The 25523-nt window shown below is 50.8% G+C and carries 15 protein-coding genes and 2 pseudogenes; 16 read left to right on the forward strand and 1 reads right to left on the reverse strand.

Features of this window, described 5'->3' with window-relative positions:
• Window positions 1-29: 29 nt before the first annotated feature.
• The 11 genes and pseudogenes from grpE (at window position 30) to ABIC22_RS17800 (ending at window position 9687) form a co-directional block, all read left to right on the forward strand.
• The gene (gene grpE / locus ABIC22_RS17750; RefSeq protein WP_127537737.1) at window positions 30-608 is read left to right on the forward strand and encodes a nucleotide exchange factor GrpE; all 579 of its coding nucleotides are present in this window, start codon (window positions 30-32) and stop codon (window positions 606-608) included.
• Window positions 609-761: 153 nt separating this feature from the next.
• Window positions 762-2600, forward strand: coding sequence for a molecular chaperone DnaK (dnaK, locus tag ABIC22_RS17755; RefSeq protein WP_095289845.1), 1839 nt, complete (start codon window positions 762-764; stop codon window positions 2598-2600).
• 135 nt (window positions 2601-2735) lie between these two features.
• Window positions 2736-3857, forward strand: coding sequence for a molecular chaperone DnaJ (gene dnaJ, locus ABIC22_RS17760; protein WP_095359516.1), 1122 nt, complete (start codon window positions 2736-2738; stop codon window positions 3855-3857).
• A 235-nt stretch (window positions 3858-4092) separates the two neighbouring features.
• Window positions 4093-4461, forward strand: coding sequence for a hypothetical protein (locus tag ABIC22_RS17765; protein ID WP_095359515.1), 369 nt, complete (start codon window positions 4093-4095; stop codon window positions 4459-4461).
• A gap of 44 nt (window positions 4462-4505) precedes the next feature.
• Entirely contained in the window at window positions 4506-4685 is a 180-nt protein-coding gene (locus ABIC22_RS17770) for a YfhD family protein (RefSeq protein ID WP_095289850.1), read from the forward strand.
• On the forward strand, window positions 4678-5070 hold the full coding sequence (locus ABIC22_RS17775) for a hypothetical protein (RefSeq protein ID WP_354482778.1): 393 nt from the start codon (window positions 4678-4680) through the stop codon (window positions 5068-5070). Before ABIC22_RS17770 ends, ABIC22_RS17775 begins: the two co-directional genes overlap by 8 nt.
• 162 nt (window positions 5071-5232) lie before the next feature.
• Window positions 5233-6199, forward strand: a pseudogene (prmA, locus tag ABIC22_RS17780) (50S ribosomal protein L11 methyltransferase).
• Between the two features lie 3 nt (window positions 6200-6202).
• Window positions 6203-6880, forward strand: a complete 678-nt coding sequence (locus ABIC22_RS17785) for a site-2 protease family protein (RefSeq protein ID WP_127537741.1) — start codon at window positions 6203-6205, stop codon at window positions 6878-6880.
• Between the two features lie 145 nt (window positions 6881-7025).
• Window positions 7026-7791, forward strand: a pseudogene (locus ABIC22_RS17790) (RsmE family RNA methyltransferase).
• 2 nt (window positions 7792-7793) lie between these two features.
• Window positions 7794-9140: a tRNA (N(6)-L-threonylcarbamoyladenosine(37)-C(2))-methylthiotransferase MtaB gene (gene mtaB / locus ABIC22_RS17795; RefSeq protein WP_127537743.1), complete on the forward strand. Its 1347-nt coding sequence runs from the start codon at window positions 7794-7796 to the stop codon at window positions 9138-9140.
• Between the two features lie 112 nt (window positions 9141-9252).
• Window positions 9253-9687 carry an NUDIX hydrolase gene (locus ABIC22_RS17800; protein WP_127537744.1) on the forward strand — a complete coding sequence of 145 codons (435 nt, stop codon included), beginning with the start codon at window positions 9253-9255 and terminating at the stop codon, window positions 9685-9687.
• Between the two features lie 52 nt (window positions 9688-9739).
• Here the strand turns inward: ABIC22_RS17800 and ABIC22_RS17805 are convergent, their stop codons facing one another.
• Entirely contained in the window at window positions 9740-10741 is a 1002-nt protein-coding gene (locus tag ABIC22_RS17805; protein WP_354482783.1) for a Na/Pi cotransporter family protein, read from the reverse strand.
• Window positions 10742-11151: 410 nt separating this feature from the next.
• On the opposite strand from ABIC22_RS17805, the gene ABIC22_RS17810 reads away from it, so the two are divergent.
• The 5 genes from ABIC22_RS17810 to ABIC22_RS17830 all read left to right on the forward strand — a co-directional run bounded on the left by ABIC22_RS17810 (window position 11152) and on the right by ABIC22_RS17830 (window position 25285).
• Entirely contained in the window at window positions 11152-12531 is a 1380-nt protein-coding gene (locus ABIC22_RS17810) for a class I SAM-dependent rRNA methyltransferase (protein WP_354482786.1), read from the forward strand.
• A 184-nt stretch (window positions 12532-12715) separates the two neighbouring features.
• Window positions 12716-16219, forward strand: a complete 3504-nt coding sequence (gene addB / locus ABIC22_RS17815; RefSeq protein WP_354482789.1) for a helicase-exonuclease AddAB subunit AddB — start codon at window positions 12716-12718, stop codon at window positions 16217-16219.
• Window positions 16216-20478, forward strand: a complete 4263-nt coding sequence (gene addA, locus ABIC22_RS17820; RefSeq protein ID WP_354482792.1) for a helicase-exonuclease AddAB subunit AddA — start codon at window positions 16216-16218, stop codon at window positions 20476-20478. Before addB ends, addA begins: the two co-directional genes overlap by 4 nt.
• A 206-nt stretch (window positions 20479-20684) precedes the next feature.
• The gene (locus ABIC22_RS17825; protein ID WP_354482795.1) at window positions 20685-21869 is read left to right on the forward strand and encodes an exonuclease SbcCD subunit D; all 1185 of its coding nucleotides are present in this window, start codon (window positions 20685-20687) and stop codon (window positions 21867-21869) included.
• Entirely contained in the window at window positions 21866-25285 is a 3420-nt protein-coding gene (locus ABIC22_RS17830; RefSeq protein ID WP_354482798.1) for an AAA family ATPase, read from the forward strand. The genes ABIC22_RS17825 and ABIC22_RS17830 overlap by 4 nt, the downstream gene beginning before the upstream one ends.
• The last annotated feature ends 238 nt before the right edge of the window (window positions 25286-25523 follow it).

Here is a 25523-nt window from a genome sequence, read left to right on the forward strand (position 1 = left end):
GAATTCATTAGTATAAGGAGGTGAACATCTTGAAAGAGGAGCAATCATTCGCAGCAGAAGAACAGGAACAGCAGGAAACGACAGCGGCCGAGAGCCAGGAACCTGTTAACGAAGCAGGAGCTGCAGAAGCGCAGGCTGAGGAGATGGCAGATCAGGGGCAAGATGAGCTCGGACGTTTGAAGGCAGAGGTTGAGGAAACACAGCAGCGCTTTGTCCGTGCTCAAGCTGATTTTGATAACTTCCGTCGCCGTACTCAAAAGGAAAAAGAGGAACTGGCGAAGTATGCTTCAATGAAGTTGGTCACCGAACTGGTGCCGGTTATTGACAACTTCGAACGTGCCATGGCTACTGTGCCGGAAGGTACGGAGTCCGAATCTTTCTCCAAAGGCATCCAAATGATCTTCCGCCAGCTGGAAACGGTGCTGAACAATGAAGGTCTGACTGCAATGGACACGGTTGGACAGCCGTTTAATCCTGAATTCCACCAAGCCATTATGCAAGTGGAGAGCGACGAGTATGAAGAAGGTACCGTTGTGGAGGAAGTCCAAAAAGGCTATATGCTGAAGGATAAAGTACTTCGTCCAGCCATGGTTAAAGTCAGCTCATAATTTTGGTTACAGAATAATGGGTCTTGCTCCATGGGGATGTAAGCTGTGACGAGGTTTAATATAAAGGTATACACACATAGAGCACGATAAGGAAGAACTGCAAATAAGGATCAGCCTGATCCATTTTAAATAGTTGAGGGAGGAAATTTTCCGATGAGCAAAGTAATCGGTATTGACTTAGGAACAACCAACTCTTGCGTAGCGGTAATGGAGGGCGGCGAGGCAGTCGTTATCCCTAACCCGGAAGGCGCACGTACAACCCCATCCGTAGTGGGTTTCAAAAAAGATGGAGAGCGCGTTGTTGGTGAAACAGCTAAACGCCAAGCAATCACGAATCCGGATCGTACGATCATCTCGATCAAACGCCACATGGGTACTTCCCACAAAGAAACAATCGATAGCAAAGACTATTCTCCACAAGAGATCTCTGCCATCATCCTGCAAAAATTGAAATCCGATGCTGAAGCTTACCTTGGCCAAACGGTAACACAAGCGGTTATCACGGTACCGGCTTACTTCAATGACAGCCAACGTCAAGCAACCAAAGATGCAGGTAAAATCGCAGGTTTGGAAGTTCTGCGTATCGTCAACGAGCCAACTGCAGCAGCTTTGGCATACGGTATGGAGAAATCCGAAGACCAAACGATTCTCGTATATGACTTGGGTGGCGGTACATTCGACGTATCCATCCTTGAACTGGGTGACGGCTTCTTCGAAGTTAAAGCGACTAGTGGTGACAACCAACTGGGTGGCGATGACTTTGACCAAGTCATCATCGATTATCTCGTAAGTGAATTCAAAAAAGATCAAGGTATTGACCTTAGCAAAGATAAAGCAGCGGTTCAACGTTTGAAAGATGCAGCCGAAAAAGCGAAAAAAGAGCTTTCCGGTGTATTGACTACAACAATTTCCCTGCCGTTCATCACTGTAGCTGACGGCGTTCCTCAGCACTTGGAGTTGAACCTGAGCCGTGCGAAATTTGAAGAAATCTCTGCTGGTCTGGTTGAGCGTACGCTTGAACCAACTCGCCGTGCACTGAGCGATGCTGGCATGACTGCTAATGATATCGACAAAATCGTTCTGGTTGGTGGTTCCACGCGTATTCCTGCGGTACAGGAAGCGATCAAGAAACTGACTGGTAAAGAGCCTCACAAAGGCGTTAACCCGGATGAAGTTGTAGCTTTGGGTGCAGCTGTACAAGCGGGCGTACTGACAGGTGACGTAAAAGACGTCGTATTGCTCGACGTAACTCCACTGTCCCTGGGTATCGAAACTGCAGGTGGCGTATTTACCAAAATGATCGAGCGCAACACAACGATCCCTACATCCAAGTCCCAAGTGTTCTCCACATATGCAGACAACCAACCAAGCGTTGAGATCCATGTCCTGCAAGGGGAACGCGAAATGGCAGCTGGCAACAAAACGCTCGGACGCTTCATGCTGGGAGATATTCCACCAGCTCCACGTGGTGTTCCGCAAATCGAAGTTAGCTTCGATATTGATGCCAACGGTATCGTTAACGTATCTGCAACAGACAAAGGTACGAACAAAACGCAAAAAATTACGATTACTTCTTCCAGCGGTCTGAGCGATGCTGAAGTTGAACAAATGATGAAAGATGCTGAGCTGCACGCTGAAGAAGATAAAAAACGCAAAGAGCTCGTTGAAGCGAAAAACAGCGCAGATCAACTGATCTACTCTGTGGACAAAACGATCAAAGATCTTGGCGAAAAAGCAGATGCTGGCGAAGTTGAGAAAGCCAATGCTGCAAAAGAAAAACTGCAAGGCGTGCTGGCTTCCGACAACCTGGAAGATATCAAAGCAGCTACAGAAGAACTGACAGAGATCGTTCAACAACTGTCCGTTAAACTGTATGAGCAAGCACAGGCACAAGAGCAAGCAGCTCAAGGTGCTGAAGAGCAACAAGGTTCCGCTAAACGTGACAACGTCGTAGACGCTGATTACGAAGTCGTGGATGAAGATAAAAAATAAAACTAATTCACGGTTTTTCGTGGATTAATCATCGGTGACGTTCGGATCGAGGGGAAAGTCATAGCCGGGTCTTCCGTGCTTTGACTTTCCTTTTGTCACGATGTGCGATAAGGTGAATGTTATGGGGGTGGAAGAGTGGCTGAAAAACGAGATTATTATGAGGTACTCGGCGTTGGCAAAAATGCAAGCGACGAGGAAATCAAAAAGGCCTACCGTAAGCTTGCCCGTCAGTATCACCCTGACGTAAACAAGGCAGCAGATGCGGAAGCCAAGTTTAAGGAAGTAAAAGAAGCTTATGATGTAGTCAGCGACAGCCAGAAGCGGGCTCAGTATGATCAGTATGGTCATATCGATCCGAATCAGGGTGGTTTCGGCGGTGGCGGTGATTTCGGCGGCGGCGGATTTGGCGACATCTTCGATATGTTCTTTGGCGGTGGCGGCGGACGACGTGATCCGAATGCTCCGCAGCGGGGAAATGATCTGCAGTACACCATGACCATTGAATTCAAGGAAGCGGTGTTTGGCAAAGAAACCGACATTACCATTCCGCGTACCGAAAGCTGTGATACATGTCATGGTTCAGGTGCCAAACCGGGTACGAAGCCGAAGACTTGTTCGGTCTGCCAAGGTAGCGGTCAACAGGAAGTCGTGCAAAATACACCGTTTGGCCGCATGGTCAATCGTCGTGCTTGTTCGAACTGTAATGGTTCTGGTCAAATCATTGAAGAAAAATGTACAACATGCAGCGGCAGTGGTAAAGTCCGCAAGCAGCGCAAAATTCACGTTCGCATCCCAGCAGGTGTGGATGACGGCGCTCAACTGCGCATGACTGGTGAAGGTGAAGGTGGTCTGCGAGGGGGACCAGCAGGAGACCTGTATATCGTCATTCGTGTGAAATCACATGATTTCTTTGAGCGTGAAGGCGATGATATCTACTGTGAAATTCCGCTTACATTTGCTCAGGCAGCATTGGGTGACGAAATTGAGATTCCAACGTTGACTGAAAAAGTGAAGTTGAAAATTCCAGCGGGTACACAAACCGGAACGTATTTCCGTCTTAAAGGCAAAGGAGTTCCACGCTTGCGCGGCATGGGCCAAGGGGATCAACATGTAAAAGTGGTTGTAGTCACACCAAGCAAGCTGAATGATGAGCAGAAAGATCTGCTTCGTCAAATCGCTGCACTGGATGGAGAGCAAACCCATGAACATGAACAATCCTTCTTTGACCGGGTGAAACGGGCTTTCCGCGGAGATTGAGCATCGACATATAACATATGTAAGGACACTACAGCGATTAATGCCGTGGTGTCCTTTTTTCATATACATAAGATTCAAGCTTGAGTGCTGCTCCTTCATTACATGACATTAGCTACCCATATAGGTGTCCCACATGGGAGATTTCTGCATAATATGAGCAATACTGCGGAAAGATAGCAAGGCGAGAACGATCATGCATAACTGTATGCGCAATATTGGGAAGTAGGTGAACCGAATGACCGAAAAAAACATTTTGGCCTATTTTCATAGTCCGGAGCAGGCCGAGGGGGCAGCCAAAAAGTTGGAAGCCTTGCGTGTGGAAGACCTGTCCATTAATCGTTTCAGCCGTTACGCAGGTATTGGACCCAGTGGCGCTTCCTATACTCCAGGAGTTTCCGGCAGCTTCTCATCATGGGTACCTGGCGCGCTTGGTACGAATGCAACAGCGGGAATCATGGCCGCAGCAGATCCCTCTGCAAGTGGCATGAGTGATGGTGGACAAGAAGGTCCAACCGGCAGAGATGTATTGTTAACAGTTGTGGTTGACGAAGCGGTTCATCACCGAGCGTTATCCATTATTGAACAAGCTGGTGGAATGATCTAGAAATAAGCGGACTAACTTACTTATTTTGAGGGAGGATTATAACGATGGCTGAACACGAACGCCCAGGCAAGATTTTAACCAAAACGGAAAAGATGAAACGGATGCAATCCGCTAAAAACGAAGATGTGGAATTCAGTGCTGAGGTCGCGGACCATGATGACGTAGAGGCACTCCGGCGCAGTGAAGCGGCTGATCGTCGTCAGGGACGGGAGCTTCATGAATGAAGAACGCTCGGCTGTAACCATCGAGGCGGTATTCACCAGCTGGTCGGAAGCCGAATCTGCACGAAGAGCTCTGGCATTGCTGCATCCGAATCAGTTGAGCATCGAGAGCCTTGCGAGCGAGTCGCTTGCAAGAGACACAGAACCGCAGGAGCGTATGGATGAAGCACCTACAGCTATAACAGGGGGATTCAGTGGCGAACTGAATGTGCTTGCACTCATCAGTGATGAACCTGAGATGTTGTCCAATGGCGAGGTCACGGATATGAAAGAACAACGTGCATCCGCTCCTTCTGGGCAAGAGATCCTACTGACCGTTTCATTACCAAGCGACTATCTCCCTCAGGCGGCAGAGATGATTACCCAGAATGGTGGGCGTTTTTGCTGAAGGTTCTCCCTTTTTTTAGCATAATTTGAAACAGGATATCCGAGCAGTTAGCTGCGGGTGTCCTGTTTTTTTGCTTTAAATCTCAGGAACGGTTTTGTGCTCCTGCTCCCTTGTGTAGTACAATGATTGGGATGTTTGAAAAATGAGGAGGAAAAATCAAGTATGTTATGGCATGAACTAACAATACATACCACAGAAGAAGCTGTGGAAATGATCTCGAATTTTTTGCATGAAGCAGGTGCTGGAGGGGTCTCGATCGAAGAATCTGGCACATTAAATAAAGAACGTGATACGTCTTATGGCCAGTGGTATGAGCTGCCTTTGAATGATATTCCAGAAGGTTTGGCTGTGATTAAAGGGTATTTCTCGGAAGGTACGGACATGGAAGCCCTTAAAGCAGAAGTTAACCCGAGAATTGAGCAGCTCTCCGAATTTGATATTGATGCGGGTGAGATTCGGTATGAGGTTCGTACGGTGGATGAAGATGACTGGGCTAACGCATGGAAACAGTACTTCAAGCCGGTCCGCGTATCCGATCGTTTGACGATCAAACCGACATGGGAAGACTACACACCCGAAAGTCCGGAAGAGAAGATCATCGAGCTGGATCCAGGTATGGCTTTTGGTACAGGTACACATCCGACAACCTCCCTATGCTTGCGGACGCTGGAAACGGTAATTCAGGGCGGCGAGGAAGTCATTGATGTGGGTACGGGCTCAGGTATTTTGGCGATCGGTGCCATTCAGCTGGGTGCAAAGCATGTTCTGGCACTGGATCTTGATCCGGTTGCAGTTTCGAGTGCGAAGGAGAACGTGCATCTGAACGGCCTGGAGGAGCAAGTTACGGTTAAAGAGAGTGATTCTCCTATCTGTTCTTGGAAGCCAAGATCCTGCATTAGGTGTTCAGCTGCCTGTGAAAGTGATCGTAGCCAATATTTTGGCCGAGATTATTATGCTGTTTATTGATGATGTATACAATGCACTGGAACCAGGCGGTGTCTATATTGCTTCAGGGATCTGGAAAAATAAAGAGCAGGTTGTGCATGATGCACTCGTTGCTTCCGGTTTTGAAATTAGTGCGGTCCACCGTGATGAGGACTGGCTGGCTTATGTTGCCAGAAAGAGGTAACGAATGGACTTTCTGAATTCGTTCTTTCGTTATCCCATTGATCAGCTCCCGTTTTTCCTGCTGACCATTCTGATTGCTTTCACTGTACATGAGTTTGCACATGCGTACTTTGCCAATAAATTTGGGGATCCGACCGCCAAGCTGCTGGGTCGGGTCACCCTTAATCCAGTAGTTCACTTTGACTTGTTTGGTGTACTGCTGCTTGTCATTGCCGGGTTCGGTTGGGCGCGCCCTGTTCCGGTCAACCGTGCGAATTTTGACAAACCAAGATTAATGGGTGTCATTGTATCGTTTGCTGGACCGCTCAGTAATTTGCTGCTAGCTGTTGTCGGAACGATTATATACGCTTCGCTGGTAGGTTCTGGCGTCATGGGCGGGATTGAGAATGAACGGCTGTTCACGGCGATTTCCACATTCTTTTACATGTTTAACCTGACGAACTTTTTCCTGTTTTTGTTTAACATGATCCCGCTGCCACCTTTGGATGGATATCGAATTCTTGAAGATATTTTACCACCGTCCATCAGTCGCAAGCTTCAAGGAGTGGAGCAATGGTCCATTTTCATCTTTCTACTAATTCTGATCATTCCTCCTTTGCAAAGAGTAACCATCCAACCTTTATACCAGTTGGCATATAACATGTATGTGGATTTCTCGTATTTGATTTTGGGCTTCTTTTGATAAGTTTGGATTCAAGGTTTTTTGGACTGAAATGCTGGTCAGAAGGACATAAAAGTTGTATGATCATCTGTGGCGATTGGATTCACGCCTGCCGCACGGCAGGGTGAATGCCAGTCATAACAGGAAAGAATAGGTGGATAAACCCATGCAGCGTTATTTTGTATCTGCAGAACAGCTTACAGAGCATTCTGTTGTCATTCTGGGAGATGATGCGCGCCATATCGGTAAAGTGATGCGTGGCAAGCCTGGAGATAAACTGATTGTCAGTGATGGACAGAGTCGTGAGGCTTTGGTGGAGATTGAGAGCATCGAAGCTGGCCAGGTAACGGCAAATATCGTGGAATCTCTGAAAATGGACCATGAAGCCCGTATTCGCGTAACGGTGGCCCAGAGCTTGCCGAAGGGTGACAAGATGGAGACGGTTATTCAGAGATGTACCGAAATCGGAGCGGTAGCCTTTGTACCTTTCCTCTCGGAACGGACGATTGTCCAATATGATGCCAAGAAAGAAGGCAAACGGTTGGAGCGGTGGCGCAAAATTGCCAAGGAAGCGCGCTGAACAAAGTCATCGGAATCGCATTCCATCCGTCGAGCAGCCACTTTCCTGGAAAGGGCTGCTGTCTTCTTTTGAGGGCTACAGTTTGGTATGTTATTGTTATGAAAAGGAGAACGGCAAGCAGCTGCGCGATGCGCTGAAACCGTTTATTGAACAGCTCGCACCTGATGCGGCTGCAGACGTGTTGATTGTGGTTGGACCTGAAGGCGGGTTCTCCGAAAGAGAAACGCTGGAAGCTGATCAGGCAGGCGCGGTATCCGTTGGGCTGGGCAAGCGAATATTACGTGCCGAGACCGCAGGGATGGCAGCGCTGACTTGTGTTTTATATGAATCCGGAGAAATGGGGGGAATGTAATTATGCCATCCGTGGCGTTTTACACCTTGGGCTGCAAAGTTAACTTTTATGATACAGAGGCGATCTGGCAATTGTTCAAAAATGAAGGTTACGAACAAGTGGACTTCGATGAACAGACAGCAGATGTATATCTGATTAATACATGTACGGTAACGAATACTGGGGACAAAAAGAGCCGTCAAATCATCCGTCGTGCCATTCGTCGCAACCCGGATGCGATTGTGGCAGTTACGGGCTGTTACGCCCAAACTTCGCCAGCAGAGATTCTCGACATTCCTGGAGTGGATCTCGTCATCGGAACGCAGGACCGGGATAAAATCTTACCTTATGTTCGCGAAATTCAGGAGTCCCGTCAGCCAGTCAATGCCGTACGGAACATTATGAAAACTCGTGTGTTTGAGGAGATGGATGTGCCGGACTTCGCGGATCGTACGCGTGCATTCCTGAAAATTCAGGACGGTTGCAACAACTTCTGCACGTTCTGCATCATTCCATGGTCACGCGGGCTCTCCCGCAGCCGGGAAGCAAACAGCATAGTTCAGCAAGCTCACCAGCTTGTACATGCCGGTTATAAGGAAATTGTGCTGACAGGCATTCACACCGGTGGATATGGTGACGATATGGAGAACTACGATCTGACTGATCTGCTGTGGGATCTGGATAAAGTGGAAGGCCTTGAACGGATTCGTATCAGTTCCATTGAAGCGAGCCAGATCGATGATCGGATGCTGGATGTCATTAAGCGTTCGGACAAGCTGGTACGTCACTTCCATATCCCGCTGCAAGCAGGCGATGACACCGTATTGAAACGGATGCGTCGCAAGTATACAACCGAAGAATTTTACAACAAAATGCTTCGTATTCGTGAAGCGATGCCGGATGTGGCTATTACAACGGACGTTATCGTTGGTTTCCCGGGTGAGACAGACGAAATGTTCCGTAACGGTTATGAATTAATGAAAAAAATCGGTTTCTCGGAGATGCACGTATTCCCGTACTCCAAACGTACAGGAACACCGGCTGCCCGAATGGAAGATCAGGTGGATGAAGAAGTCAAAAATGCCCGTGTGCATGAACTGATCGACCTGTCTGAACAAATGCAGCTGGCTTATGCACAGAAATTTGTAGGTCAGGTTCTGGATGTCATTCCGGAAGGTGAAGCCAAAGGCCGTGAAGGCAGCGGGAAATTGCATGGTTATAGCGATAACTACATTCAGCTCGTATTCGATGGCTCTACGGACATGATCGGTAAAGTGTGCCGCGTCAAAGTGACCGAAGCGGGTGTAAACGAAAGCCAGGCTACGCTGGTTCGTGTACTGGAAGATAATCTGAAGTCCGCAGCGATGTAATCGAGGCGTCAGTAAAACAAGGATTTCATTTCCTTGGGGAGCGTACCCGGGGAGATGAGGTCCTTGTTTTTCAACTAAAGGCAAGACATATCTGTGAACGGGGGAAACCAGAATGAACAAAAAGGAAATATCCGCAGGCGGTGTAGTCTATCGTAAAGGGGAAGACGGCAGTCTTCAAATTCAGCTTATTGTTGATCGTTATGGCAAAACAACACTTGCCAAAGGCAAGATGGAAGCAGGGGAAACGGTAGAGGAAACCGCCTTGCGCGAGATTTTGGAAGAGACAGGCATGGTCGGCCGAATTGTGGAGCCTGTCGATATCATTGCCTACACATATCAGCACGTTGAATTTGGCCCGGTAGACAAGGAAGTTCACTATTATCTGGTTGAAGCAGAGAGCGGAAACCTGCAGCCGCAGATCGAAGAGATCAAGGGAGTCGATTGGTACGCACCAGAAGAGGCCTGGTCAAGACAGCAGCAGAACGGTTACGACAACAACGATAACATTTTGCGCGTGGCACTGAACAAGCTGGGCATTAACGTATAGTGCTTTGCCGTAGGGCGATGCTTGGTTTTTTTCCAAGTAGAGGAGCCAAGCATCATGCCGCGGGCGATTTCGCTGATGGAGCGGAGGCCGGTGGTTTTTTGTGCCAGATTGGCAGATAGCACAGGGGTAATGCAAGCAGTGAGCTGATGATGTTAAAAAGGGTCTGGGCATGCGCAATCTGTGCCCCGTAGTCCGCTGACAGCCAAGCTGAAGCTGCATGCAGCAACCCGATCAGCGGCATAAAAAGCAAGGCTCCCGCAATGTTCAATACAACATGGGAGGCTGCAACGAATTTGCCCGCAGATGCTCCGCCAGCAGCTGCAATGACAGCCGTGATACAAGTCCCTACGTTGGATCCGATCACAATGGCAATACCAATCTCCACAGGCAGCACTCCAGTAGCCGCCAGCGTAATCGCCATGCTGATGACAGCTGCGCTGCTATGAATGAGAGCTGTAAGGCAGGCACCAGCCAGAAACCCCCACCACAGGCTGTCAGCCGAGCGATCCAAAAACCACTGGAATACGCCCATGCTGCGCAGGGGGACGGCGATGGATTGCATGACTTGAATGCCGGTCATCACCAAAGCAAAACCGGCAGCTGCAAGAAAGCTGTATTGTGAGTTAATTAGGAATCTTCGGGTGTGTTCGGGGGCTGCTTGATTGCGTTCACTAAGAACAACAAAGACAGCCCAACCTGTAAGAGAAATGACTAGCAAGGGCAGGGCAGCACGTCCAATCTGTAACCCAATCAACTCGGTTGTCAGACATGTACCGATGTTCGTGCCCAGAATAATGCCTAGTGTGCGACCATAGGTAATTAATCTTGCATTCGCGAGACCAATGGTGAGCACCGTAACGGCGGTACTGCTCTGTAGTATTGCCGTGGCTCCTGCACTGAAAGCCATGCCTTTCCATGGAGCCGAAGTAGCTCGGTTAAGCCACCCGGCCAGCATTGGCCCAGCCATTCGCTGCAAGGCCGTTTCCATCAGTTTCATTCCACCAAAAAAGATAATTAGCCCATATATGAGCGGCAGCACAATATCTCTGAACATCCCGTTTCATCATTCCTTCCGTGCCTAGTCGTTATCTCATCTTATGAATAAGAGAGGACAACCATGACAGCCGGAGATCATTGGTGCGAACTGAATTGGATCAGAAGACCAATCCGTCCCGTAGCGGCAACATATACTTTGCCATTTTCGTAATTTAGGATTGGGTTTTAACCTATTCACCTCACCATTCAAAAGAGACGGTGATTCGTGCAAACGGAGCGGAGGGGACGGAATTGGATCAGAGGAAGCGAAGCGTTCGCGTTTATCCCTGGATTTTCCCTTTGTAAAAAGGGAATCAAAAAAAATCCAGGGATAACAGCGATCGGAAGACCAATCCGTCCCCGCAGCGGTCTCCATTTGCACCAAACCTATCTTTTCAACTAACTAACTACAAAGGAAGTGGATTTACCTTGCCATCGGTTACACTGGAACGCAGTCGCAAAAAGCGGCTTGAACATGCTCATCCATGGATATATAACAACGAAATTGCCTCTGTTGACGGTAACCCCGAACCGGGAGATCTGGTCAACGTATTGAATCATCAAGGTCGTTATCTGGCGACAGGATACTATAACCCGGCTTCACAGATTACTGTGAGAGTCGTTTCATATCAACTGCTGGAGTTTGAGCAGATGGACACCGCCTTTTTTGCCGCTCGCTTCAGCGACTGCCTGCGTCACCGGGAACGTTTTATCCAGGATGGAGAGGCGTATCGCCTCGTTTATGGAGAAGCTGATTTTTTGCCGGGTCTGATCGTGGACCGTTTTGGCAGTGTTCTCGTTGTGCAGCTGCTTACCTTGGGAATGGATCGCTGCCGTGAAGCCATCGTACAGGCTCTGATTGAAGTGATGCAGCCGGAAGGAATCTATGAGCGCAGTGATGTGCCGATTCGGGAGCTGGAAGGACTCGAGCAGACTAAAGGACCGCTGTACGGGGAGTGCCCACGTCATGTGACGGTAACCGAAAATGGCTTGCTTATTAAAGTGGATATCGTGGAAGGCCAGAAAACAGGCTATTTCTTCGACCAGCGCGAGAATCGGGCGGCAATTGAACCGCTTATGAAGGGCTGGGGCTATAAAAGCGGAATTACGTTGCAGGAAGTGGAACAAGAGGGAAGCCATCAGCTGCTGCCTGTAAATAAAAGTGGTAAAGTGGTAACCTTCCCCTATTGGGATGGGGCTACTGTGCTGGAGTGCTTCTCGCACACGGGCAGCTTCACGTTGAATGCTTGCAAATATGGAGCCAAAAAAGTCACATGCCTGGATATTTCAGAGCATGCTATTGAAAGTGCCCGCACCAATGTAGAATTGAATGGTTTTACGGATCGGGTAGAATTTGTTGTCGCTGACGCCTTTCAGTATTTACGTGAACAGGTCAAGGGAGTAGAAGAGCGTTCCGTACGTGCACGGGCTGCCGAACAGAAAGTGGATACCTCCAAAGCGCTTGCAGCTGGCGGCGGGAAAACATTTGATGTGGTCATTCTTGACCCACCTGCCTTTGCCAAAACCAAATCAGCAGTCAAAGGCGCCTGCCGTGGATACAAGGATATTAACCTGCATGGCATGAAGCTTGTGAATGAAGGCGGGTATTTGGTCACAGCGAGCTGTTCGTATCATATGCGTCCCGATCTCTTCCTGGAAACGATTGCGGATGCTGCCGAAGATGCGGGCAAGGTACTGCGCCTGATTGAATGGAAAGCTGCCGGCAAGGATCACCCGCAAATTTTGGGTGTAGATGAAGGGCATTACTTGAAATTTGCCATTTTTGAAGTGCGCAGCAAAACAAACTGATCTGTCATTTTGTTAAAAGTTGACGTTAATAAACAAGTCCACGGTGTAATAAGCTGTGGGCTTGTTTCGTGTTACAGGAAATCATTTGCCTTTACCGGATTGTGGCAAACGTATGTTCCGAACCAGGTCAGATATGTTATACTGGGAATTAAAATCTTGTTCGTGATGGTTTGGAGGATTAGACATGTCTGTACGCTTTATTATTGGCCGGGCAGGCAGCGGCAAGACGACGCTGATTACCCGGGAAATTACGTCTTTGCTTCAAAAGGAACCTCAAGGCAAACCACTCATATGGTTGGTTCCGGAACAAAGCTCGTTTCGCACCGAGCAGGCTCTGGTTTCTTCTGGCGCGATCAAAGGCACTGTGCGTGCAGAAGTATTGGGTTTTCGCCGATTAGCCTATCGTATCATGCAGGAAGCGGGTGGTTCTGCGCGGATTCCAATCGGAGCCGAGGGGAAAAAGATGCTGCTTTATAAAGTACTACAGCGGCGCAAGGAAGAGTTGAAACTTTTTGGCGCTTCGGGCAATCAATTGGGCTTTATAGGGCATTTGAATGATTTGTACAGTGAGTTTAAGCGTTATGAACTAGATCCCGGCTTGTTGGAAGAAGGTCTTTCTACTTGGAATACGTCTTCTTCAGCACCGATCCTGGGTGACAAGTTACATGATTTGCTTCTTATATATCGAGATTATGAACAGGAACTAACGGAACTCTACATCGATAATGAAGACACGCTGACAGAACTGAACGAACGTTTGGCAGAGAGTGAGCTTCTTCAGGATGCACAAATCTGGATTGACGGTTTTCAGGGCTTTACCCCACAGGAAATGAGCGTAATTGGAAGACTGATGCTCCAGTCCTCTTCAGTTACCATTACGTTGACCCTGGACCGGCCATATGATCACGGGGCGCTGCCCAGCGAATTAGATCTGTTCCATCCAACAGCGAGTGCATATGCGCGTCTCAAAGGTATGGCAGATGATTTGGGAGTCTTGAGCGAAACGACAGTGCTGCAGCCGGCTGTTTTGCCAAGGTATGAGCACAGCCCTGGCTTGGCCCATCTGGAATCTGGTTTCGACCGAAGGGTTCGTTGGAAAAGTGATGGCCGCGATGCGGGCGTGAAGTTATACGCAGCCGAAAATCGCAGGGCTGAGATGGAAGGTGCACTGCGTGAAATACGCAGATTGGCACAGGAGGAAGGCGTGCGTTACCGGGACATGGCCGTACTCGTTCGTCAGCTGGATGCCTATGCCGATATTGCCGAACCGTTATTCCGGGACTATGACGTGCCAGTCTTCCTGGATCGCAGAAGAAGTGAGCTTCATCATCCGCTCTCCGAATTTATTCGTTCTGCAATTGATATCGTTCGTCGCCGCTGGCGTTACGAAGATGTATTTCGCTGTGTCAAAACGGATCTGCTGCTTCCTCGTGATGGTTCCATCACTCGTGAAGATATGGACCAGCTCGAAAATTATATACTCGCGTGTGGAATTCACGGATACCGCTGGACCGACGGCAAGCCTTGGAAATACGTCCCGAGTCTGTCTCTGGAAGACAATGGACAGGACGGCCGAAGCCGAGGGCGGGAACAAATGCTGTCGCTCATGGAAAAATGCCGAACGGTCATTACGGGTCCGATGGCTGCGTTTGAGAAACGCATGATCAAGGCCAAGACGGCAAGAGAACAGTGTGCTGCACTATACGGACTGCTCGAAGACGCAGAAATTCCCTGGAAGCTGGATATGATGTCTGCTGAGGCAACAGCTCAGGGCGACCCGGAGCGTTCGCGGGAACATCGTCAGATGTGGGGAGCTGTCCTGGATCTGCTGGACCAGATGGTAGATATGATGGGAGCGGAACGACTGGACATCGATCTGTTTGCGGGCCTGATGGAGACGGGGTTGACTGAGCTGAAGCTAGGACTTGTTCCGCCAGCGCTGGATCAGGTGCTGGTCGGTTCCATGGACCGGACACGGCTGCAGGATATCCAGTATGTATTCATTCTGGGAGCCGTTGACGGTGAACTCCCGGCTGTGCCGCAGGAAGATGGCGTGTTAACGGAGCAGGAGCGGGAGCTGCTGACCGAAAGAGGTCTCGGCCTTGGACCTGGAACAACAAGACGAATGCTGGACGAGCGTTTCCTGATCTATACCGCCTTGACTGCTGCAAGTAAGCAGTTGTGGTTAAGTTACCCTGTGGCTGATGATGAGGGCAAAACGCTTTTGCCTTCGGAAATCATGAGACATGTACGAAAAATGTTCGGATTGAATGAAACGCCGCTTCTTGCACAGCCGCCAGTAACGGGTTTGGAAGAAGCTCACTGGCCTTACGTTATTCATCCAGAGCAGAGTCTGTCGGTTCTGATTGGGCAGCTGCGCAGATGGCGCAGGGGTGAAGAGATTCCTGAACTCTGGTGGTCGGTCTACAACTGGCACTGCACCAATGAGAGCCTCAGACCTCAGCTGGAGCGATTGCTGGGCTCCATTTTTTATCGCAATCGTGCATTGCCACTGCGCACTTCGACAAGCCGCCGATTGTATGGCACGGAGGTGCGGACAAGCGTTTCGCGAATGGAACGATTCGTGGCATGTCCATTCTCCCATTTTGCCTCGCACGGATTACGGTTGAAAGAGCGTCAGTTATATCGTCTTCAAGCTCCGGACATTGGGCAGCTGTTCCATGCTGCCCTGAGTCAGCTGGCGATACGACTGCGTGAAGAGAACCGCAGCTGGGGCAGCCTCTCTCCGGAACAATGCCGCAAGGAAGCGGAGCAAACGGTGGATCAGATCGCCCCGCAGCTTCAGGGCGAGATTCTGCTTAGCACGAAGCGTTACGGCTACATTTTCCGCAAACTGAAGGATATTGTAAGCCGGGCTTCGGTCATTTTGGGTGAGCAATCCAGACGGGGAAGTTTTGAACCTATTGGTCTTGAGCTGGACTTTGGGCCTGGCAAACCCTTGCCGCCTCTTCGTTTCGAACTGGAGAACGGGTGTGTGATGGAGATTGTGGGCAGGATTGACCGGGTTGATGTGGCCGAGGGAGAAAATGGACTTTTGCTTCGGGTAATTGACTATAAATCAAGCCAGACGGATCTCAAATTGCATGAAGTGTACTACGGACTGTCCCTGCAGATGCTTACGTATCTGGAAGTACTGCTTAGTGCTGCCGAAGAGTGGCTGGGAGAAACGGCGATGCCTGGGGGAACATTGTATTTCCATGTGCATAACCCATTGCTGCAATCTGCGAACGGCATGACCTCAGAACAGGCGGGACAGGAATTGCTGAAACGATTCAAAATGAAGGGCCTGCTTCTGGCAGATCGTGATGCCATTGCACAGATGGATAACACGCTGGATAAAGGCTACTCGGCCATCATTCCTGTTGCACTCAAGGCGGACGGCAGCTTCTATAGCAGCGCAGCGGTAGCTACGCCAGACCAGTGGGACACGCTGCTCGCATCTGTTCGAGGCAATATCCGGGAGATCGGGACCCGCATTACGGATGGGGATGTGGCCATAGAGCCTTATCGCATTCAGCAGGAGGTTGCATGCACATTCTGTCCGTTTAAACCTGTTTGTCAATTTGATGAGAATATTGAAGGCAATGAATATAATCTGTTGTCCAAACCGGGCAAACAGCAAATCTGGGACATGCTGTCACACAACAAGGGAGGGGAGACGTCATGACGAATATGCCAAAACCGGAAGGCAGCTTCTGGAGCGATGACCAGTGGAGTGCAATTTCCCAGAGTGGTGAAGACATTCTCGTTGCTGCAGCAGCGGGATCGGGTAAAACAGCTGTGTTGGTCGAACGGATTATTCGTAAAATAGCTGATCCTTCTCGTGGTTTCAGTGTGGATCGATTGTTGGTGGCTACCTTTACGAAGGCGGCTGCTGCTGAGATGAAGCAGCGTATTCGGGAAGCACTTGAACGTGCACTCGAGGAAGAACCTGAGGAAGAGCATCTGCGCAAACAGTTATCGCTGCTTGGGCGAGCTTCAATCACAACGCTGCATTCATTTTGTATGGAAGTCATCCGCCGTTACTATCAGCAAATTCCGCTTAACCCGGCTTTTCGAATATTGAACGAGAATGAAGCCGAAATGCTGCGTCAGGAGCTCCTGGAAGAGCTGTTTGAAGATAAATACGGGGAAGAAGGCGAAGGCAGCACATTCCGTGAGCTTGTGGACTGGTTCAGCGGTGAACGGAACGATGATGCCATGCACCGGCTTGTGCAGCGCCTGTATGATTTCTCGCGCAGTCACTCCTGGCCGGATCACTGGCTCGCGGGAATGGCGTCTGCATTTCAAGTTGAAAGCGTAGAGGCCCTTGGTCATTCAGCATGGGTACAGAGCATTTTACGTGATGCCGCACTTACCCTGAGCGGTGCAGCGGGGCTCTTGCGTCAAGGCATTGGCATTGCGTTGCAGCCGGAAGGCCCAAAACCGTATGCGGATACCTTAAAGGAAGATCTGGCCATGGTGGAGGAGCTCCTGTCTGCCGTGGAGGTTATGCCATGGGAGAGACTGCCTGAAGTATTTCAGCCCGCAGCTTTTGGCAAGCTGAAGCCCTGCAAAAAGGATCAAACCGATCCGGCTCTGCAGGAACAAGTGAAGGAACTTCGGGAGGCTGCAAAAAAGGCAATCACCGATCTGAAAGGCTCGCTCTTTGGCCGGAGTGCATTTTCCTTCTGGAAGGAGCTGGAGCAGGCTGCTCCGCTCATGCAGGAACTGTCCAAACTTGTAAGTGAGTTCGGCGAACGTTACAAGCTGGCCAAACAAGAACGTGGGCAGGTTGATTTTAGCGATCTGGAACATTATTGTCTTCACATTTTGCGTCATGAGGATTCCACGCCAGAGCTCTCCATGCCTTCAGATGCAGCAATGGAATACAGAGCGCGTTTCGATGAAGTGCTGCTGGATGAATATCAGGATACCAATACCGTTCAGGAAGATATCGTAAAGCTAATTTCCAGGGAGAATCCGGGCAATCGCTTTATGGTAGGAGATGTGAAACAGAGTATTTACCGTTTCCGCTTGGCTGAACCTGGACTATTTCTGAATAAATATCGTCAATACGACTCTCGCACCCAAAGTGATGAAGGAGAAGCAAGCACGCGGCGTGCAGGCAGACGCATTGACCTGGCACGAAACTTCCGCAGTCGTGCTGAAGTGGTTCATTCGGTAAATATGCTGTTCCGGCAGCTCATGAATGAGGGTGTAGCTGAGATCGCTTATGACGAACGGGCCCAGCTTGCCTATGGAGCTTCGTTTCCACCAGAAACCGAGGGAGATGAGGCTTATACACCGGAACTGCTTCTGATTGACCGACAAGGGGGAGGCCCGGATCTGGGGGAGAGTGTAGATGAAAATGGAGATCACCTGGCGTCGGCTGAACTGGAAAGTGCCGAACTGGAAACGGCTCAACTGGAAGCAAGGGCCATGGCTCGGCGCATTCGGGAGATCGTTGGTGATACTGATCAGCCTGCGCTGAATGTGTATGATAAGGCGTTAAAAACAATGCGTCCTGCCCGTTACGGCGACATTGTCATCCTGCTGCGCTCTGCCTTGATGTGGGCTCCGTTAATGATCGAAGAATTCAGGCAGCAGGGAATTCCGGCCGGAGGGGAGCAGAGCAAGGGTTATTTTCAGGCAACGGAAGTGGAGATCATGTTATCCCTGCTTCAGATCGTGGACAACCCAAGACAGGATATTCCGCTCGCTTCAGTCCTTCGTTCACCGATTGTGGGCTTAAATGAAGAGGATTTGGCACAAATCCGTCTGGGGGATAAAAGGCAGTCTTTCTATGATGCAGTTGTATCTGCTGCTCAGATCGGGCAAGTGACCAATGATGATTCGTCTGCAGTACAGATGCAATGGCCGGAAATCTGGACAGAACTGGAACAGGCCAAGCAAGAGGCTGCTGTTACAGCAGAGTCAGTGGTATCTGAGCAGCAATCTCTGCATGAGGATAGCAAAAAGGATGGTTATCATGATCCAGGAGAGCACTCAGTCAATGCAGGGACGGATTTAAAGCAGAAATTATTTCATTTTATGGGCCAGCTGGAGCAATGGAGGCTTGAGGCACGTCAAGGCAGCCTAAGTGAACTCATTTGGCGTATATACAGGGAGACTGGCTATTTGGACTGGATAGGTGGTCTTCCGGGAGGTATACAGCGTCAAAGCAACCTGAAAGCCCTGTATGACCGTGCACGACAATATGAAGAATCGACGTCGAATCGGGGGTTGTTCCGCTTTTTGACCTATGTCTCCAGACTTCGTGAGAATGGTGGGGATCTGGGAACAGTGGCGGGATCGGGCGAACAGGACAATGCGGTCCGAATCATGACCATTCACCGGAGTAAAGGCTTGGAGTTTCCGGTTGTATTTGTGGCTGGCATCTCCAAAATGTTCAACCAGCAGGATCTGAATGCACCGTTCTTGATGCACAAGGAGCTTGGATTCGGTCCAAGATTTGTGGATCGGGAAAATAGGGTGGCTTATCCCACACTGGCTAATCTCGCCATTCGACGCAGAGCCCAGTTTGAGCTGCTGGCTGAGGAGATGCGGGTACTGTATGTCGCACTGACTCGGCCCAAGGAGAAAATGATTCTGGTTGGGACAGTTAAGGATGCTGCCAAAAAGGCAGCCGCCTGGTCACAGATCAAAGACAGTTCGGAACTGATTCTGCCGGATTACCTGCTCGTGGCAGGACGAAGCTATCTGGATTGGATCGGACCGTCTCTAATTCGTCATCCGTCGGCGGCTTCATTACGCGAACTGGCTGGTGTACAAGACTCCTATGCTACTTGTCTGATGGATGATGAATCACGCTGGAGCATTTCAGTCATGTCTGCCGACTGGGTATCGAGAGAGACCTTTGTGGATTCAAAACATGGCGAGGAAGACGAATTGGCAGAAGCTCGCCAAGAACGAATGAAAGCTCTACAAGCTGTGAAACCGGTGATTTTACATCCCTCCACAATCCATGGCGAGATGGATCGAGATTTACCAGATGAGCCATCACGAGATGATGTGAAGGTTGATGGGGTCGGAATGGAAACCGAATGGATGCAAAACGTAGAGCGGCGCCTATCATGGACGTATCCATATGAAGCGGCAACCCAGGTGGCTGCGAGCACGTCCGTCTCAGAGTTAAAGACAATGCTTGCGATACAGGACCATCAACCTCTCCAAGTGATGGAGGAGCTGGAAAGACAAATGGATGATGCGGAGGTTCTCGAAAACCCGCAGTCCGAACATAAGGTCAGTGAGACACATCATGGCCGGACGGATGTCACGATTGAGCATTCCTTCAAATTGCATCTGCGCCGCCCGAAGTTTATGGAAGAGAAACAGTTGACGGGGGCTAAGCGCGGGACCGTGTATCATACGTTGATGCAGCATTTACCTTTGGATGGAACGAATGTGGATGCCGCGATTGTGGAACAGACGCTTGCAAGACTGACCACACTTCAGATTTTGCTGCCTTATCAGGCAGAAGTGATTGAACCTGAACATTTGGCTCAATTCTTTCAGACGGAACCAGGCACGGAGCTGCTGCGAGCTGACTGGGTAAAACGGGAGATTCCTTTTATCTATGGACTTCCAGCAGAGCATTCTCCCGCCGAATGGGTGCAGCATCTGTCATCGAATGTGGGAATGCAATCCCTGGATGAAGACAGCGGACTACAGGCCTCGCTCGAGAATGAAACCGTACTTGTACAGGGGATCATTGATTGCCTCTACGAGGTGGACGGTGAGCTTACGCTGCTGGATTACAAAACGGACCGGGTGCTGGAACATCGCGGAGGATTAAACGAACTGACCAGAAACTATCGTTTTCAGCTGGAGCTGTATGGCCGGGCGATTGAAGATATTTTGGGACGCAAGGTAGATCGGAAGTGGCTGTACTTCTTTGATGGTGGACATGCTGTAGAACTTTAATGGAGCAGCTTGAAACGGAAGATATATTCGTTATATGTGCTTGCGATTGACGATGAAAGTCACGAAGGGGACGAATCGGTTTCTTAGAAACGATGGTGTCCCCTTTGTTTCCGCATTGGCTAGTGACATTCAGGAATGAGCTTCTAATATTTAGGGATAGGCACTCTTATGATTAGGTTTTTGTAGGGAGAGGGGATGAACGGAATATGCGTATCTTGCACACCGGTGACTGGCATTTGGGAAAAACGTTGGAAGGAAGAAGCAGGCTGCGTGAGCAGGAAGAATTCGTCGATGAACTTGTTAGACTGGCAGATGAGCAGCAGGCTGATGCAGTGTTGATGGCTGGCGACGTGTATGACTCGGTCAATCCGCCTGCTTCGGCAGAGCAGCTGTTTTACGAGGCGGCAGCCAGGCTTACCGAGCGGGGAAGACCACTGGTAGTCATTGCAGGTAACCATGATCAGCCGGAACGGGTAGCCTCTGTGACACCACTTGTAAACAGACAGGGGATTACACTTGTGGGTATGCCAACGGCGGAAGCGGTGACTATTCATGCGCCTAGAACAGGCGAGACTGCCAAAATTGCTGCACTGCCCTATCCTTCAGAGGCAAGGCTTAATGAAGTTCTCACCACGGATGGTGATGAAAATGTGCTTCGTCAAGCTTATAGCCGCCGGGTTGGCATGCTCATGCAGCGTCTGGCTAACTCATTTGGTCCGGATACGGTGAATTTGGCGATGAGTCACATATATGTGCTGGGCGGGGTTGAAAGCGATTCGGAGCGCCCAATTCAGGTGGGCGGGGCTTACACAGTAGACCCATCTTCACTATCGATCGGTGCCCAATATACAGCACTTGGACACCTTCATCGCGCTCAGGCTGTGAAAGGGGACGGCGTGATTCGGTATAGCGGATCGCCGCTGGCCTACAGCTTCTCGGAAGCAGGACAGAGCAAATCGGTAACGATGGTGGATTTGGCGCCAGGCGGAACTCCGAATGTAGAAGAAGTGCTGTTGTCCTGTGGACGCCCCCTAGTGCGCTGGAAGGCACGCGGAGGTCTGGCCGAGGTGTATCGCTGGTTGGAAGAGGGAAGAGACGCCCAAGCATTCATTGATATGGAAGTGTGGCTGGACGATGCCATGTCACTCAAAGAGATCCAGCAGCTGCGCAAGTCACATGATGGCATTATTCATATCCGTCCGGTGTATCCGGAGATGGCCGCTGCCGGATTGCTGGAGCAGCGTTCCGAGCTGCCTGTGCATGAATTGTTCCGCAAGTTCTACCAGCGTCAGACGGGCGGGGCACAGCCGGAGGACAGTCTGGTACAGCTATTCCTTGAATTGGTGGACGAGGACGAGCCAGGTGTGCGTGAGGAGGTCGAAGGAAGATGAAGCCGATTTTATTAAAAGTGGCCGGATTGCAAAGTTATCGTGAAGCTCAGGAGATTGATTTTACGGTACTGACGGAAACCGGATTATTCGGAATTTTCGGCCCAACGGGCAGCGGAAAGTCTTCCCTGCTGGATGCCATTACTCTTGCCATGTACGGAAAGGTCGAGCGGGCAGTTAACGGAACTCAGGGGATTATGAATCATGCTGAGGATGCCCTCGCAGTCGCTTTTACCTTCGAACTGTCGTCAGCTGAAGGAGCGCGAAGATTTCGGGTGGAACGGCGTTTTAAGCGAAATAACGAAATATCGGTAAGCAATACGATCAGTAAATTTATTGAGACCGTAAATGGAGAGGAACAGGTGCTCGCTGACAAGCTAGCTGATGTGAACCGCTGTGTGGAAGAAGTGATCGGGCTCAAAATGGATGATTTTACGCGGGCTGTAGTGCTTCCTCAAGGGAAATTCGCTGAGTTTCTATCGCTGAAAGGTAGTGAACGACGCCAGATGCTGCAGCGGCTGTTTCATTTGGAAAAGTACGGGGATCAGCTTGCCATTAAGCTCAGCCGGCGCGTGAAGGATAACGATATGGTTCATCAAGCGCTCTTGGCAGAGCAGCAGGGTCTTGGCAATGCAAGTCAAGAAACGCTGGAAGAAACCAAACGTCTTCTGCAGGAGGCCGTGAAGCATGCGGAGCTCTCCCGTCAGACACTGGATGAAGCTGTGAAGGAAGCGGAACAGCTGGGTAAAATACGTGAATTAAGTCATGAACGCCAGAAGCGTCTGGATGAACAACATAAGCTCAAAGCTCTCGAACCGCAAATCGAAACCGGGGAGCAGCGCTTGAAACAGTCAAGCTCAGCAGATGCTATACTGCCCGCGCTTCAGACGATGCGGGATGCAGTTACCCAGCAGAAGCTGCGACAAACTGCAGCTTCTGCTGCACATGAACAAGCCGTGGAACACGAACGATTATCTGTGCTTGAAGCAGAAAAGGCCGAAACGACACGTGTACAGCTGGCTGAGGGCGAACCCAAGCTGCTGCTTCGGCTGGAGCAGTTGGAACAGGCCAAAGAGCTGCAGCGGGAACGAGACAGTCTTCTGGAGGACAGCGCACGTTTGAAGCAGCTTCTGGAGAAAGGACAGGCTGAGCAGGAAGTTCATGGCCAGCAGCTGGAGAAGGAAAAAGAACTGCAGCAGCGTGGACGAAAACGACGGGAAGAATTGCAGGAAAGTCTGAAGCCAAATGAAGTCAAGTCAGAGGAGCGAAGACAACTGCAAGCTGCGCTGGAGCTTCGGCATCGGCTGGATACGGCAGCAGAGCAGCTGCGTCAGAACCAGGCTGAGATGGAGACGTACAAGCAGTCTGCCAGCCTGGCAGAAAGCAAACTTCAGGCAGCGATAGGCGAAGAGGAACGCTTGAAAGAACAGCGGAAGCTGTTGATTGAACAGGCGTCGGCGGGTCTGGAGGCCATGCTTGCTTGTGAGCAGGACATCGGCCGTGAACAAAGCCTGCTGGCCGGCGCGGAGGAGCAGCTGCGCGGCTCGATGCGCGAGCAGGAGCTGCACCGGCTCTCCTCCGCCTTGCGCGCCGAGCTGCGTGACGGCGAGCCATGCCCGGTGTGCGGCTCCGCACACCACCCGCTCCCGGCTGCGCCGCCGGGAGAAGGTCCGCACGCAGGCGATGCGGACCTGGAATTGCTGCGCAGCCTGCAGGCAGAGCTGCAGGAGCTGCGCTTCGGGCTGCGCCAGCAGCTGCACGAACGTCGCAGCCTGCTGACGCAGCTTGGCGCCGCGGCCGGCGAAGCACCGGCCGCAGCCGAGGCCGCGCCTGCGGCAGCGGAGCAAGAGCCCGCAGGTTTGCCCGTACACGGGCACTCACCTGCGGACTGGGCGGCGCGTGCCGCTGCGCTGCGCGAGACCGCGCGTGCGCTGGCTGACGCCGCGACGCAAGTGCAGGCGCAAGCCGCCGCGTTGCAGCAGGCGGCTGTGGGTGCGCAGCAGCGCCGCATGGAGGCGGCAGCCGCGCAGGAGGCCGGCCGTGCCGGTCTCGTCCAGGCGGAGCGCAAGCTGGCCGAAAGCGAGGCAGCAGCGGCGGCATTGCAAGGCCGCTGGGCCGCAGAACTGCCCGGCATCGCCCCAGAGGAGGCTGTCGCCCTTCACCAGGCGATGCAGGAACGCGATGCACGTGCCGAAGACATCAAGGAACGGCTGAACAAGAGTGTCACGTTTTTGGAAGAAAAGGAACAGTCCGTACAGTCCCTCCAACAAAAGCTGGTTGAACTGGACAAACAGCTGATCCAGTGGCAAACCGAGTGGCAGGGAAACCGTAAACAGCTGGCCGAGAAGGAAGAACGACTGCGCCAGTGGGTGGGCGAACAACGTGTAGAAGAGCTCATCGCTGTCACGCAGTCACAGCTGGATGGGCTGCGAAAAGCAGCAGCCGACTCGGCCCGGCGCTTCAAGGAAGCGGACAACCTGAAACAGGAGTCTGCCAAGAAAGACGTCATGGCCAGACAGGCCCTGACTTCAGCATCGGAGCATCTGGAACAGGCGCAGGCACGCTGGCAGCAATTGCTTGATCAATCTCCATTTGACTCTGAACAAGCCGTTCTGGAGGCAGCGATTCCTGCAGACGAGGCTGAGCGACTGGCAGCAGAGATTCAGCATCATCGTGAAAGGGAACGTGAGCTGGTTTCCCAGCTGCGTGAACTGGAGCAAAAGCTGGGTGGAGCAGAAGTGTCCGAAGAGCAGTGGTTAGCCTGCACAGAACGTCTGAAGTTACGACGTGCTGAGGATGAAGCTGCGCTAAGTGCGAAGGCTCGTGCAGAACGGGATCTGGAAGATGTTCAGCAGCGTCACGTTCGCTGGACCGAATTGGAGAACAAACGGGTAGAAGTGAGTCATCACGGGGAGCAGCTCAGCAAACTGCAGGCAGCCTTTAGAGGCAATGCATTTGTAGAGTATATTGCAGAAGAGCAACTCATGCAGGTTAGCCAAGCTGCGTCACAGCGTTTGCGTTTTCTTACGAAGCAGCGCTATTCACTCGAGGTGGATTCGGGCGGTGGATTTGTCATCTGCGATGATGCCAACGGCGGAGTTAAGCGTCCGGTATCCACTTTATCTGGTGGAGAGACCTTCTTGACCTCGTTGTCCCTGGCACTCGCCTTGTCCGCACAGATTCAGCTGCGCGGCCAGTACCCGCTTCAATTCTTCTTCCTGGATGAAGGATTTGGAACATTGGACCCGGATCTGCTGGATACGGTCATTACATCGCTTGAGAAATTGCATGATGACCGTTTGGCCGTCGGGGTCATCAGCCACGTACCGGAACTGCGGGCTCGTCTGCCGCGCAAGCTGGTTGTTATTCCTGCGAGCGAAGCGGGAGGCGGTTCCCGGGTAGTATTGGAGAGTCTCTAATATACAGATTTTTTTGCCTGCTCCGAAAGCTAATAAAGTTATCTGACTTTAACAGCAGGAGAATCGGTATTGACTTGCTTCCACTGTAAAATAAGAGGATATTTAAATTGAATCTTGTGAATTGGAGTGAGTTACCTCACAGATACAGGTTCAACCAGCTGTTATACTACAGTCAAGCCGACATACCTTATGTAAAGTACCCCGGCGGACGTTTGATCAGGAAGCTTCCCGGTCAGAC

Source organism: Paenibacillus sp. PvP094, from assembly GCF_040546835.1.
In the GTDB taxonomy this organism is placed as follows: Bacteria; Bacillota; Bacilli; order Paenibacillales; family Paenibacillaceae; genus Paenibacillus; species Paenibacillus illinoisensis.

Coding starts and splice junctions, on each gene's coding strand:
- ABIC22_RS17825 (WP_354482795.1), top strand. CDS start 20,685: ATGCGTATCTTGCACACCGGTGACTGGCATTTGGGAAAAACGTTGGAA.
- ABIC22_RS17775 (WP_354482778.1), top strand. CDS start 4,678: ATGAATGAAGAACGCTCGGCTGTAACCATCGAGGCGGTATTCACCAGC.
- ABIC22_RS17785 (WP_127537741.1), top strand. CDS start 6,203: ATGGACTTTCTGAATTCGTTCTTTCGTTATCCCATTGATCAGCTCCCG.
- ABIC22_RS17830 (WP_354482798.1), top strand. CDS start 21,866: ATGAAGCCGATTTTATTAAAAGTGGCCGGATTGCAAAGTTATCGTGAA.
- dnaK (WP_095289845.1), top strand. CDS start 762: ATGAGCAAAGTAATCGGTATTGACTTAGGAACAACCAACTCTTGCGTA.
- ABIC22_RS17805 (WP_354482783.1), bottom strand. CDS start 10,741: ATGTTCAGAGATATTGTGCTGCCGCTCATATATGGGCTAATTATCTTT.
- ABIC22_RS17765 (WP_095359515.1), top strand. CDS start 4,093: ATGACCGAAAAAAACATTTTGGCCTATTTTCATAGTCCGGAGCAGGCC.
- ABIC22_RS17800 (WP_127537744.1), top strand. CDS start 9,253: ATGAACAAAAAGGAAATATCCGCAGGCGGTGTAGTCTATCGTAAAGGG.
- addB (WP_354482789.1), top strand. CDS start 12,716: ATGTCTGTACGCTTTATTATTGGCCGGGCAGGCAGCGGCAAGACGACG.
- addA (WP_354482792.1), top strand. CDS start 16,216: ATGACGAATATGCCAAAACCGGAAGGCAGCTTCTGGAGCGATGACCAG.
- mtaB (WP_127537743.1), top strand. CDS start 7,794: ATGCCATCCGTGGCGTTTTACACCTTGGGCTGCAAAGTTAACTTTTAT.
- ABIC22_RS17770 (WP_095289850.1), top strand. CDS start 4,506: ATGGCTGAACACGAACGCCCAGGCAAGATTTTAACCAAAACGGAAAAG.